This window comes from Vibrio sp. F13 (genome assembly GCF_020806305.2).
GTDB classification, from domain to species: domain Bacteria; phylum Pseudomonadota; class Gammaproteobacteria; order Enterobacterales; family Vibrionaceae; genus Vibrio; species Vibrio crassostreae_C.
The window spans coordinates 1,226,925-1,239,606 of record NZ_CP170176.1 but is presented as its reverse complement, the minus strand read 5'-3'; the positions used below and the strand labels follow the sequence as shown (position 1 = coordinate 1,239,606).

Below are 12,682 nucleotides of genomic sequence, written 5' to 3'. Positions count from 1 at the left end.
AATAATTCTCAAGATTTACTTTCCACTTGTGCAGTATTTTTTATTTCAGTAAAAACAGTGTAGAATGTTGTAATCAGGTAATTATGTGAAATGAAGATGACCGAAAAGAAGCAAGGTAGAAGAAGTGCAAAAGACGCCGAAGAGACGCGTTTTTTGATCATGAGCGTTGCCGCAGACATGTTCTGTGACTTTGGCTACGATCGTGTATCACTGCGAAACATCAGTGAAAAGGCAGGCGTCTCGCATAGCCTTATCCGCCACCACTTTGGTAGCAAAGAAAAGATTTGGCATGCAATAAGTGATTGTTTACACGATTATTTTCAGTCTTACATCAGTAAGATTATGGAAGAGCTGCCAAAAGATGTTGCGCCAAATATCGCTATCTACCTGTTTAGCATGCGTCTGTTCACCAACATGATTCACTCACGTAGGCCAATGCAGCTTATTTCAGACTCTGTTCGCCAAGAAGACAACCTAGTTGATTACTTCATCGACAATGTCGGCGATGTTGAAAAAGAGATTAACGGGCTTGCCGCTGAGTACAATGCAGCTAACCCAGACAAAATGATCAACATTTACGAAGTTAAATGGCAAATGATCATGTACGCAAACGGCGCTGTATGCCTCACTCCCTTTATGGAAAGCACTTGGAATGAAGGTGATATGGTCACCTCACCCGAAGACGCCCTACTTAAGCATTGGCAGCTTTTCAACACGCAGATGGTCAGCAAGTTCAATATTGATGAAGAGTGGGCTCTAAATCCAACCTCGATTGAAGAGCTGATTTATGAAGTGCCATGTGAATGGAAGTGTAACCAGGAACATAAAGCTTAATCGGGTTCATAACCATTATGAGCTTATAAGATACAAAAACGCGCCGTTACAGAAGTCACTGTAACGGCGCGTTTTTATATGTATAGATCTTTAAACTGGAGCTTTGTACAGCTTATTAGCGACGTGCTTTACCGCGGTTTTGGTGAATCTTAAGCTTCGCTTTCATCTTACGTTTTTCTGATGAACGGCTTTTGCTGCGACCACCACGATCGGGCGCTAGATCTTTTTCAAGGCTTGGTTCAAAGCCCTCTAGCCACTCTTGAGGCAAGCGAGTATCAAGTAATCGCTCAATGTCACCCAATAGGTAAGCTTCATCCTGACTCATCAAAGAGATCGCTAAGCCGCTGTTACCCGCACGGCCAGTACGTCCGATGCGGTGAACATAATCTTCTGCTTTAAATGGCATGTCATAGTTCACAACTTGTTCTAGCTGCTGAATATCAATACCACGAGCTGCCACGTCGGTTGCGATCAACGCACGAACTTTGCCTGACTTGAAATCGTCTAGGGCTTTTTGACGCGCACCTTGGCTCTTATCGCCATTGATTGATGCCGCTTTAATGCCGTCTAACTTAAGCTCTTTAACGAGAGCATCAGTGCCCTGCTTAGTCTTTGTGAACACCAACACTTGTTGCCAGTTTTTTGAACCAATCAAATACGCTAATAGCTCACTTTTACGCGACTTATCTACCGGGTAAACCATCTGTGTTACGGTTTCAGCGGTGCTGTTTTTTGGAGTAACTTGGATTTCACTTGGCTTCTGCATCATACGGTGTGCAATCGCTTTGATTTTGTTATCAAACGTTGCAGAGAAGAACAGAGTTTGACGCACTTCGTTCATGCGAGAAAGAATACGCTTGATGTCAGGCATGAAGCCCATATCTAACATACGGTCAGCTTCATCCAGTACCAGTACTTCCGTTTGGCTCAACATGATGTTTCTAGTGAACATGTGATCAATAAGACGACCAGGCGTCGCGACAAGAATATCTGCGCCACCGCGTAAGTTATCAGTTTGCACCTTCATGCTAACGCCGCCGTAAGCCACCACGACTTTAATGTCGGTGCCCTTTGCGTAGCTAGTTAAGTTATCGAAAACCTGTTGTGCCAATTCACGAGTTGGCACTAATACAAGCGCACGAACGAGCTTAGGGTTCGGAATAACGTTGTCTTTTGTCTCGATTAATCTTTGAATAATCGGTAAACCAAACGCAGCCGTTTTACCTGTACCCGTTTGAGCACCAGCCAGTACATCTTTGCCTTCTAATACCAATGGAATTGCTTGTTCTTGAACACTGGTAGGAGCCGTAAAATTAAGCTCAGACAACGTGGCAAGAAGATGCTCAGATAATCCTAGTTGGTTAAAAGATTTTGTAGATTCAGACATAGTATGATGCTCAAAGATTAAATAGGCGCGGATTGTAGCAAACCTGCATTACGCTGTTTACCTTTCCTTTTGATTTTTCTTCATTTGAAGCGCATTAAACTGCTTAGCTTCCTCTAAAACGTTGGGATAAAGCTCATTAAAGTGACACTGCAACGTATCATAGTGACGTTCGAGGTCATCGTAACATGCCTCGAGCATACCGAGCTTAGGCCTTCTCAACGCCATTCGCTGCAACACCACCTCTATAGATGACATGTCTTGATAGCTCTCTAACCATCTATGCTCAGCCATTTTCTGATGAACCATAACGAAATTTTCAGGCCAGTGTGGCTCTTGATGTTCAAAGATCTGCTCATGGCTATCTAAACAAAAACGCTCTAATGTCTGCTGTGAAAACTGATCCCAATGATTGGCTAAGCAGTGATCCCAAAATACATCGAGTGCGATAGGCGCAAAGCGTCGTGTTTGGTCTGAGAAAAGTGATTTTGCAGAACGAGATACATCATGACGATCAGTATAGCTATCAACAAATCGATGAAGCCTAATACCGTCAGAAAGGGAATCAGAATAGTGTTTATTAGGGTCGCCTTTAACAAAATCACCTAACAGGTTACCTGCTAAGTTGCTGTTACAGTGCTTGGCGATGTGAAGGTGTGCGAGAAAGTTCATTGAACCTCATTAAAGTATCGAGAACTAAGTAACATGGTAAACGTACTCGTTTATCTTCGCGAACTTTAATGAGGATAGTTTTGGTATGACGTGTGAGCGAATACGATTTGCTCAGTTTAGAATTGTTTGCTTTGAGAAGCTTTAGCTAAGAAAACTTTTAGCTTTAAAACGTTTCAGTTGAAACTGAATTAAAGATCTTAAAAGCTTAGTTCGAAGACTTGAAAAGCTCTTCTGCTAACTGTTTCACTGTCTGCTCATAGTCAGACAAATCAATGCCAATTTCCATAGCATCTAACAACTCTAGACTTTCGTCATTATAAGATTGGTCACTCATTGTGCCCCCTCTATTCCTTGATGTGGACATGATGTCCGATTAACTAGTGCACCATCTTGGACTTATATTATGTCACTTTGATGAACGCACTCTACTCTACCCATTCCATATTCATAGCTTAAAGCTACTCGCGATCATTAACGCTTTTTTGCGTTAAAGGGGTATACGCGAACGACATATGTACTGCCACCTTACACCAAGTACAACAAATTACTCTATAAATTTTGAAACCGATCATGGTCAAACGTTTGCTTTGCTCATTTGAATGCTGACACGCCCTTTGTGTAAATATTAATTTACAGTGGATGTTTTTAATTACAATAAGAATTGCATTTGGAATTAAATTCAATCAGAATACTTAAAAATCGAGATATTCTTTGGGTTTATGCGCTTAAGCTAGAAGAATTACAATGAAAACACACCCTAACGTAAAGAATTATATACAATGAATAAATCAAAGGTTTTTGGTAGTACTTTGATCATTGCAGGCACAACCATTGGTGCTGGCATGCTCGCTCTTCCACTTGCTTCTGCAGGTATTGGCTTTTCAACTTCACTTTTCTTGATGCTGGGTTTATGGGCGTTAATGGCTTTTACTGCGCTATTAATGGTAGAGCTTCACCAATTCGCAGAATCTGACGCTACCCTACACACGTTAGCTCATACCATTTTGGGGACAAAAGGAAAGTGGATTGCGAGCTTCGCGGTGATGTTTCTTTTCTACGCTCTGTGTGCGGCATACATAGCTGGCGGCGGTGCGCAATTTAACCAACGAATTTCGGATATCGCGGGTATCGAACTTAATGCTCAAATCACCACGCTTCTATTTACCCTATTAGTTGCCGGCGTTGTTACGATTGGTACACACAGTGTTGATAAAGTTAACCGCGTTTTGTTTGGCTTAAAGCTTATCGCGATGGTTTTGGTACTCAGCTTCCTAGCGCCAAACATTACCTCTCAATACTTAATGAGCATGCCTTTACAGCAAGGCCTGATTGTTGCGGCTATTCCGGTTGTGTTTACCTCTTTTGGTTTCCACGGCAGCATCCCATCAATTGTTCGATACCTAGATGGTGACGTTCGTTCTTTACGTAAGGTAATGATTATTGGCTCGGCACTGCCTCTGGTTATCTACGTTTTCTGGCAAAGTGTTACTTTGGGCGTGATTAGCCAAGAGCAGTTGTTGTCTGACACAAGCTTGGGCGCGCTATTAGTCTCGCTATCGCAAACGGTTCATCAATCCAACCTAAGCGTAATCGTCGGTGTGTTTGCAGACCTTGCACTGCTGACATCTTTTATTGGTGTGAGCTTGGGCTTATTTGAATTCATGGGCGACTCACTGAACAAGAAACTAGGTAACGCAAAACGTGTTAAGACAGCTGCTATCACCTTCTTACCGCCACTGGGGTTTGCCTTATTTTACCCACAAGGCTTCATCATGGCTTTAGGCTACGCAGCCATTGCACTTTCAGTGCTCGCGATTCTGTTACCAACAGTGATGGTCTACAAGGTTCGTTACACTGATTTCTCTGTCAAACCACAATCTTCAGAAGCCAGTTACCAAGTGTTAGGCGGTAGCAAAGCGTTGTTTTTAGCAGGTAGCGTTGGCGTATTTATCATTGCGATTCAAGTTCTTATTTCAGTAGGGTTACTGCCTTCTTTAGGCTAATAAACCTATACAGAACTAATTTACTTGATTCAGATCTCATAAATGACATATCACTATCATTAATTTTCACAATTAGTCGATTGAAGTCACATTTTTATTGAGGTCGGTTATTTAGAGTCCACGGTAAAGGATTTACCGTGGAGTTTTTATGAAAGAAGTACAATTTCGAACGATAGACAAACTGTTTATTAAGATGTCGATCAACGACAAGTTTTGGGTCATTTTCTTAATCTTTTTTGCCGCTCTGGCAAGCCTAGCAGGACTGAACTACGTCAACAAAATGGAACACATTGACGTAACTGCAAAACAGCAGGTCGAGTATCAACTGCAAGGCATTTTATCAGCATCAGATTTCCCGGCATCTGTTCGCTCTGTTAGCCAGCAAACTCGCGCTCAACAAACCACTATTTCAAATAATGGTTCTGTGACTGCCACAGCACTCGCACAAGATGGCAACTACTACTCACTTACCGTTTCAACGAACGATATACAGAATCAAAAGCAGCAAGCACTGTACACTTTATTACTGAGCTTCTTGTGGTGTGTGCCTTTTGGTCTTTTCTGTTACTGGGTAGCGACTTTCCTAGGCGGCGCACTTTGGGTTCTTTATTCAACGACTCAAAAGATTGGTGATGGTGACTTAACATCACGCCTTGGCTTCCACTCTGGCCGTGATGAGTTCGGCACGATTGGTTGTGCGCTTGACCGTTCAATGGACACGCTTAGTGAGTTAGTCAACAACGTAAACCACAGTGCAGCAACGCTAAGCGAAACATCGGCTTCTTTCGAAACTGAGATGAAGCGCAGCGAAACACAAATCATGAGCCAAAATGCCTCTCTAGACTCTGTAGCGACAGCAATGGATCAGATGACAGCTTCGGCAAATGAAGTCTCTAACATCTCTGCACGCTCAACTGAACAAACAGAACAAGACGCGCAGCAAATCAACGATAGCCACGCGAAGGTTCAACAGGCAATCTCGGAAATCACCACCCTTTCTTCTTTGATTGAGCAAACCTCATCTTCTGTTACTAGCTTGAATGTGAATACGAGCCAAATTAACGAGGTCATCACGACGATCAATGCTATTTCAGAGCAAACTAACTTACTTGCTTTAAATGCCGCGATTGAAGCCGCTCGTGCGGGCGAGCAAGGCCGAGGTTTCGCTGTTGTTGCTGATGAAGTAAGAACACTGGCAAGCCGCACTCAGTCGGCTACTGTAGAAATCCAAGCGATGATTGAACGCTTACAGCAAGAGAGCCAAAATATCGCGAAGATCACCGAACAGACGGTTGACCAAGCGCAAACCAGTAGCCAGTTGATTTCAAACATTGGTCACGACGTAAACTCGATTGCAGATTCAGCTCAAGCACTAATGGACATGAGTATCCAAATCGCAACATCAGCCGATGAGCAAAGTAACGTTGCCAATACGATTGCAGCAGAGCTTAACGATATTCGAAGCCAATCCGATGTGATTAAAGACGTGGCTCAGAATTCTTCAAATGGCGTATCTAGGCTAACAGAAGCGTCGGTTTCTCTATCTCAGACATTGGCACGCTACCGAACTTAAGGATCAACTGGTGAACTAGCGGCGTGAATTGAAAACAAACTAATGAGGACTCGTAATGGGTCCTTTCTTTTTGGCTTTTGTTTAATAACATTACAAGAACCATGGTCAATAACGATGACATTATCAATTACCATGAAGCAAGTCGCAAAGGAGAGATTAAGAAGTGTCAGAACTGTCTAATATTCGAGCTTAGGAGTAATCTAATTGAACGTGTCTTTTTTCGCTTACCCCCTTGCTGCAGGTGACACATAATGAATAAAACAGAAACACCAAACACCGACGACATTACATGCCCTTTATGCCAACACGACGAGTATCTGCTTTCAGAAAGTGGAGAAAAGTTTACTTGTGCATCTTGCGGTTTCCACACCAAACAATTTAGTAAGGTAGTCAGCCTTCAACTAAGCTCTACCCCACCAAAGCTGCAGAATTCGATATACCACCATTTGAGCAGTGCTTGCCATTAATCCAAACTGAAATTTCTTCTAAACTGTAGATATCCTGAGCCGCGAGTTCTGCTGAGTCGGCTTCGGGATCTACGATTGCTTCATCAATACTCGGGCGTAATCGAAACGATTGGATACCCGCGCGAACACCAGCCTCAATCCCTTTCAACGTATCATCCACGTAGATGCACTCATTTGGCAGAAAGCCCATGTTCATGGCCGTGTACATGATTAGATCAGGCTCTGGCTTCCAGCTGTTAGCATCAAAAGCTGAGAACACTTTGCCTTTGAAGTCGTCTAGCATGCCTGTCATCGCCAATGAAGATTCAACCCTAGATTTCGGTGCATTGGAAGCAATACAAAACTCGATGTCTTGTTGTTTGAGGAATTCAATAAGTTCGATAGCGCCATCCATCGGTTTTAAATGACGCTGGAACAGTGCTTGTAATTCATTGCGATATAACGGCTCAAGTGTATCAATCGAGATAGATAACCCAAGACGTTCTTGTGTATCCATTAAGATGTCGGCTAGCTTCCCGCCTTGAAAGTGCGCATAGCAGTCGTTGACGTTTAGCTCCGCTCCAAAGCCAGTGAAAACGTTCACCAAAGCTTGGCAGCACAGCTTTTCACTATCGATAAGTGTTCCGTCACAATCGAAAATCACACATTTAGTCTGTTCTAACCGCATAGGTATCTCACTCAGATTGAATCCAAGTTTTATCCTATAGTGTTCTTTCAATGCGCGAGATGATTGAGGTAACAGTTTGCAGATACAGGCTTATTTCTCTTCGCGAAATATGGAGTTGATCACTTTATCGCTCGGCATAAGCAACAGTTTTCATCAAATTAGCCCAAATTCTACGAAATCAAATGCTGCGAGGTTTACATAAGCGACTCAATTTCAGGGGAAAATATAAATCACTACTTTCTAGCCGGATCGTGATGAATAGATAAAAAATAAGACTTATAGGCTACTCAGATAAAGCAACGGTTAGCTAACAACCGACTCTTCTAATACCTTTGCTTCAATAGTAGGTGCAGACGCATATTCTATAGTTCCAGTATCGGGATACGAATCTCGGATAGCGACAAACTCGGGTAAGTGTTTCAGTAGCAATTTAGTTAGCTGAGGATCAAACTGGTAGCCACACTCTCGCTCGAACAAATCGACCACCATCTCTAATGGCCACGGTTCTTTGTAGCAACGTGCACTAAGGAGCGCATCAAATACATCGGCTACAGCTGTGATACGAGCAAACAAGTGTATTTCATCCCCCACTTTGCCATTCGGGTATCCAGCACCATCCCAACGCTCGTGATGTTCGTTAGCAATGATTGCTGCGAGGTTGGTAATATCACCCGCTCCGCTCTTCAGTAAGTTATAGCCAGCCGTAGTATGAAGCTTCATCACCTCCCACTCTTGGTCGGTTAATTTCCCAGGTTTATCCAAGATCGATTCAGGGACAGAAATCTTACCCACATCGTGCATTGGGCTGATGATCTCAATCATCTCGACCTCGCGATGGCTCAAGCCACGATACTTAGCAAGCAGTGCAGACAACTTGGCTACACGCTTAACGTGATTACCAGTTTCGCCAGAGCGGGTTTCAATTGCCTCTCCGAGAACATGAATCATATCCTTTTGGATATTCAAGGTCTGTTTCTGAAGCTTTAAGATTCGTTTGTTCTTATTCGCCAACTCTTTCTTTTGGCGCAGAGTGACAAATTGCATCAAGATGATCAGGCTCAAACCCGCAATCACCATCGACAGCCCCAATAACAACTGGAAGTTTTTGCGAATAAAGGATGAAGGCTCGTTAATGAAAACCGCTTCGTCAGGTAACGCGTTTCCACTAATCCCGTATCTCTTCATTGCAGGGTAATTGAATACAAAACGTTTGTTGTCTCCGGGAGTTAACGGTGTAGTAAAACCAAGTGGAAGGTATTTATCCAACGCATCGACGGCCTGTTCACCCATGCTTTGTGAGTGATTAACGTAACCACCGAGTACATCACCCGAAATATAGAACTGCCATAAAGCAAACACCGGAGCAGCACTCGCTTTTGACAACGTATCCGCAATCTCTTGGTAAGTGTGATAAACCCCTTGCTTTAACTCGGTGTTGTAATGACTTAGCAATACCGCATCGTCCGCAGAGATCCCTTCCAAAAATTGGCTCGTATGCTCCAGCGACAAGTCGCGAATTTCTACGAGATTGATATTTGAAAATTCAGCCATCATTTTGTTCATTTCTTTATGAATCAATTCAGACGTGACACTGTAATCATTTACAAAATAGAGATTCTTTAGATTAGGTCTTAATTTGGAGATCAGCTTAATATTAACGTCTATCTGATCGTTCTCGTAAAGCACAGTTGCTCTGTCAGACACCGCGTACATGTCGGTGCTGAAATCATTGATGCCGGCTGCAACGACAGGTGTGGAGCGTTCAATCAAATTAGGCAGAGATTCAAGAAAATTGGCTGCGTTATCGTCCGTCGCAATTACGCCATCAAATTTATAACCTGCATACTTCGCACGTAAGTAGTTCGCGAGAGAGTCGTAATACTCTGGGCTGTGGACACGCTTTGAATCCAAATACTCTATTGAGAGTTTAACTTCGGTTTGAGACTGGCTGAACGCACTGTCTATCCCTTTTTGGAAGTCAGCAGTCCATTGATAAGAAGGTTCGTATGAGTGTAAAACTAGGATGCGTTTAATATCCCAGTCGTTAGCAAAACTGAGTGAAGAATAAGCGCTAACACATAATACAGCGATTGATATCAATAGCTTGTACATACAATACCCTTTAAATAAGACGGGGTATTGTACTTAGATTAACGCTTTGTCAAAGAATCTTTAGTTCTCGATCCATACTTTATCGCAAGAAGCATGATCTTGTGCCCAAAAATCGTGTAACTGCTTAGCAAAGTTGTTGATACTTTGACCATTTTCAGCAACGACATCCGAGATCAATAGGGAACCATCCGCTTCTGTGACGATAGCGCTCGCCACAACTTCACCGTTTTGAGTACCAATATATAATACATGATCGTCAGAAAGCATAATTTGGCTCAAGAACTCAAGCATGTGTGCCCTTTCGATTTCATCTTGGTAAACGCTTGCTTGGTTGAGTGAAAATAGCACGGTCAATTTATGGAAATCGACTTTATGCAGTTCATCAATTTGGGAAGGAGTTTGATCTTGTGCTAGGAGTTGGTATGTCTTGGATGGAAGTTTGCTTTGATAAAGTTCACGGCCGAGGAGGCTCTCTTTTGCGGGGTAAGCAATATCGAGCTGACTAAATAGCCATTGGTTTTTCTTGTGTGCAATTTCAGGTATTTCGTTATTCATTCTTTTAGTACCTACGGTTAGTATCCCCAAATATCGCAGTTATTTGGAAGACATACGGTCGGCTGAGGTGCCGAGCTACAAGCAGAGAGCATACAGAGCATGACCAAGGCCAACAAGTACTTTAAATGCTTCATATTTTTCATTATCCAACAACATCCTTTAAGAACTTAACGAAAAGCTCTACACTCGTATCCAAGCTTTCAATATCCTTATAGTAAACAGAACTATATAAATAAAAAGGACTTCTTATGAAAAAAGCCTTAATAGCAGCAGGTATCGTGACAATGTTAGCTGGCTGTTCGGACAACGAGGTTGGCGACGTCTCACTGGGTTTCTTCACAATGAAGGATATCAAGATGTCTTCATTAGATGACGATAAGATCGCGGGTGTTACCTGTCATATCGCATCAATCGAAGCAAACCTTAGCCTTTCTGATCCAAGTGATAGCTCTATATCTTGTCGTCAAACAGGTGAAATTACACCAGAAATGATTGCTCAAATAGACAAGAGTAAGTCTGGCGAAGTGGTATTCAAGCAATCGAAAAGTATCTTCTTTAAAACAATGAAGGTTCGTCGTATCTACGATGCAGAGAATCAATCGCTACTTTATTTGTCTTACACCACCAAAGAAACGGAAGGCAGTTTCAAACATAGCCTTTCAACTGTTCCACTTTGGGGTACAGAGGCTTACGTAGACCCAGCAACACTTGTTCCAGCTGAATAGCCTTAAGCACAAGTAAGCCGAATCACCTGTACAGACATTGTGCAGGTGATTCAAAATGTAATAAAAATGAAAGAAACAGAAACAAAATGTGATATCATGCGGCAAAATTTTTTCACTGTATTTTTCATATGAAGTTTCCTGGACAGCGTAAATCTAAGCACTACTTTCCAACTCACGCACGTGATCCGTTGGTCAACCAAATTCAACAAACGCCTAAGCTTCACCGCGCAACGATTGTGGGTGTTGGCCAAACGATTGTTGATATCGAAGCCCGTGTTGACAACGAGTTCCTAGAAAAATACGAGCTGAGTAAAGGTCACTCACTGGTATTGGAAGAAAGTAAAGCAGATGCGCTGTATGAAGAGTTAGTTGAGCGCGGTTTGATCACGCATCAATATCCTGGCGATACTATCGGCAACACACTGCACAATTATTCCGTACTTGCGGACAGCAAATCTGTCCTGCTTGGCGTAATGTCTAAGAAGATTGAAGTTGGCTCATTTGGTTATCGTTACCTTTGCCGCACTTCTTCTCGTATGAATCTAAACCACCTTCAAACTGTTGATGGTCCAATTGGTCGTTGTTACACGCTGATTTCTGAAGATGGCGAACGTACGTTTGCAATCAACGAAGGCCACATGAACCAACTTCTTCCAGAAAGCATTCCTGAAAAAGTCTTCGAGAAAGCTTCTGCATTGGTTGTGTCGTCATACCTAATGCGTGGCAAACCTGAAGATCCGATGCCAAAAGCGGTACAAAAAGCGATTGAATACGCGAAAGCGCACAATGTGCCTGTTGTACTAACACTTGGTACTAAGTATGTGATCGAAGGCAACGCTGAATGGTGGCAAGAATACCTGAAAGAAAACGTAACCATCGTCGCGATGAACGAAGATGAAGGTGAAGCGCTAACGGGTGAAAAAGATCCTCTATTGGCTGCTAACAAGGCACTTGAGTGGGTTGACCTAGTTCTATGTACTGCAGGTCCTATTGGTCTATACATGGCAGGTTACACTGACGAACCAGCGAAACGCGAAACCACACTGCCATTGTTACCGGGTAACATCCCTGAGTTCAATAAATACGAATTCAGCCGTGCGATGCGTAAGCAAGACTGTAAAGACCCAGTAAAAGTGTACTCTCACATTGGCCCTTACCTAGGTGGCCCACTTGAGATTAAGAATACCAATGGCGCTGGCGATGGTGCACTTTCAGCACTACTTCACGACATGGCAGCAAATAGCTACCACCACGTGAATGTACCAAACTCAGAGAAACACGAGCACACTTGTCTAACTTACTCTTCACTGTCTCAAATTTGTAAGTACGCAAACCGTGTAAGCTACGAAGTGTTGACTCAGCACTCTCCTCGCCTTTCTCGTGCATTACCTGAACGCGAAGATAGCTTAGAAGAAACATACTGGGATCGTTAATCGACCATATTAGGCAGTTACCTCTTAAAGGTTAACGCCAAGTGAGATTACCCATTCCTTGAAGGGCTGCTATATGCAGCCCTTTTTGTATTCAACACCAATATAACGGCAGGTGAAGTTAATCATATCGAATATTTTGCTCGTTTAAGATTTAATCTCGCGCAATGACTCTTTAGATCTGTTATCTTCCAGCACATAATTCGTGTGGTTTGCCTTTACTTGGCAAATTTATACAGTACTATCGCCACGCAAACGTT

General features: G+C 42.8%; 11 protein-coding genes. 5 read left to right on the top strand and 6 right to left on the bottom strand.

The genetic code is table 11. The features are described from left to right. The first annotated feature begins 90 nt into the window (after positions 1-90). On the top strand, positions 91-834 hold the full coding sequence (locus tag LMH68_RS20415; RefSeq protein WP_017064637.1) for a TetR/AcrR family transcriptional regulator: 744 nt from the start codon (positions 91-93) through the stop codon (positions 832-834). Positions 835-949: 115 nt separating this feature from the next. Here the strand turns inward: LMH68_RS20415 and LMH68_RS20410 are convergent, their stop codons facing one another. The 3 genes from LMH68_RS20410 to LMH68_RS20400 form a co-directional block, all read right to left on the bottom strand. Next, positions 950-2,221: a DEAD/DEAH box helicase gene (locus LMH68_RS20410; RefSeq protein ID WP_017059829.1), complete on the bottom strand. Its 1,272-nt coding sequence runs from the start codon at positions 2,219-2,221 to the stop codon at positions 950-952. Between the two features lie 57 nt (positions 2,222-2,278). Continuing rightward, entirely contained in the window at positions 2,279-2,890 is a 612-nt protein-coding gene (locus tag LMH68_RS20405; protein WP_017059830.1) for an ACP phosphodiesterase, read from the bottom strand. Between the two features lie 205 nt (positions 2,891-3,095). After that, positions 3,096-3,224: a hypothetical protein gene (locus LMH68_RS20400; protein WP_017059831.1), complete on the bottom strand. Its 129-nt coding sequence runs from the start codon at positions 3,222-3,224 to the stop codon at positions 3,096-3,098. Between the two features lie 445 nt (positions 3,225-3,669). On the opposite strand from LMH68_RS20400, the gene LMH68_RS20395 reads away from it, so the two are divergent. Together LMH68_RS20395 and LMH68_RS20390 are read left to right on the top strand one after the other, a co-directional pair. Then, entirely contained in the window at positions 3,670-4,893 is a 1,224-nt protein-coding gene (locus tag LMH68_RS20395) for an aromatic amino acid transport family protein (protein WP_102393231.1), read from the top strand. A 148-nt stretch (positions 4,894-5,041) separates the two neighbouring features. Next, positions 5,042-6,466 carry a methyl-accepting chemotaxis protein gene (locus LMH68_RS20390; protein ID WP_229647533.1) on the top strand — a complete coding sequence of 475 codons (1,425 nt, stop codon included), beginning with the start codon at positions 5,042-5,044 and terminating at the stop codon, positions 6,464-6,466. A 408-nt stretch (positions 6,467-6,874) separates the two neighbouring features. Here the strand turns inward: LMH68_RS20390 and LMH68_RS20385 are convergent, their stop codons facing one another. The 3 genes from LMH68_RS20385 to LMH68_RS20375 all read right to left on the bottom strand — a co-directional run bounded on the left by LMH68_RS20385 (position 6,875) and on the right by LMH68_RS20375 (position 10,267). Then, on the bottom strand, positions 6,875-7,600 hold the full coding sequence (locus LMH68_RS20385) for an HAD-IA family hydrolase (RefSeq protein ID WP_017059834.1): 726 nt from the start codon (positions 7,598-7,600) through the stop codon (positions 6,875-6,877). 303 nt (positions 7,601-7,903) lie between these two features. Then, positions 7,904-9,712, bottom strand: coding sequence for an HD domain-containing phosphohydrolase (locus LMH68_RS20380; protein WP_229647534.1), 1,809 nt, complete (start codon positions 9,710-9,712; stop codon positions 7,904-7,906). Between the two features lie 60 nt (positions 9,713-9,772). Next, the gene (locus LMH68_RS20375; protein ID WP_017064644.1) at positions 9,773-10,267 is read right to left on the bottom strand and encodes a hypothetical protein; all 495 of its coding nucleotides are present in this window, start codon (positions 10,265-10,267) and stop codon (positions 9,773-9,775) included. 248 nt (positions 10,268-10,515) lie between these two features. Here LMH68_RS20375 and LMH68_RS20370 point away from each other — a divergent pair, with 248 nt between their 5' ends. After that, positions 10,516-10,992, top strand: coding sequence for a CreA family protein (locus tag LMH68_RS20370; RefSeq protein ID WP_017059837.1), 477 nt, complete (start codon positions 10,516-10,518; stop codon positions 10,990-10,992). A 128-nt stretch (positions 10,993-11,120) separates the two neighbouring features. Then, complete coding sequence (locus LMH68_RS20365; protein ID WP_017069885.1) at positions 11,121-12,425, top strand: inosine/guanosine kinase; 1,305 nt, start codon at positions 11,121-11,123, stop codon at positions 12,423-12,425. Positions 12,426-12,682: the final 257 nt, after the last annotated feature.

What these genes read in the sequence shown, in the direction of transcription:
- LMH68_RS20415 (WP_017064637.1), top strand. Translation starts at nt 91, where the DNA reads ATGAAGATGACCGAAAAGAAGCAAGGTAGAAGAAGTGCAAAAGACGCC.
- LMH68_RS20410 (WP_017059829.1), bottom strand. Translation starts at nt 2,221, where the DNA reads ATGTCTGAATCTACAAAATCTTTTAACCAACTAGGATTATCTGAGCAT.
- LMH68_RS20405 (WP_017059830.1), bottom strand. Translation starts at nt 2,890, where the DNA reads ATGAACTTTCTCGCACACCTTCACATCGCCAAGCACTGTAACAGCAAC.
- LMH68_RS20400 (WP_017059831.1), bottom strand. Translation starts at nt 3,224, where the DNA reads ATGAGTGACCAATCTTATAATGACGAAAGTCTAGAGTTGTTAGATGCT.
- LMH68_RS20395 (WP_102393231.1), top strand. Translation starts at nt 3,670, where the DNA reads ATGAATAAATCAAAGGTTTTTGGTAGTACTTTGATCATTGCAGGCACA.
- LMH68_RS20390 (WP_229647533.1), top strand. Translation starts at nt 5,042, where the DNA reads ATGAAAGAAGTACAATTTCGAACGATAGACAAACTGTTTATTAAGATG.
- LMH68_RS20385 (WP_017059834.1), bottom strand. Translation starts at nt 7,600, where the DNA reads ATGCGGTTAGAACAGACTAAATGTGTGATTTTCGATTGTGACGGAACA.
- LMH68_RS20380 (WP_229647534.1), bottom strand. Translation starts at nt 9,712, where the DNA reads ATGTACAAGCTATTGATATCAATCGCTGTATTATGTGTTAGCGCTTAT.
- LMH68_RS20375 (WP_017064644.1), bottom strand. Translation starts at nt 10,267, where the DNA reads ATGAATAACGAAATACCTGAAATTGCACACAAGAAAAACCAATGGCTA.
- LMH68_RS20370 (WP_017059837.1), top strand. Translation starts at nt 10,516, where the DNA reads ATGAAAAAAGCCTTAATAGCAGCAGGTATCGTGACAATGTTAGCTGGC.
- LMH68_RS20365 (WP_017069885.1), top strand. Translation starts at nt 11,121, where the DNA reads ATGAAGTTTCCTGGACAGCGTAAATCTAAGCACTACTTTCCAACTCAC.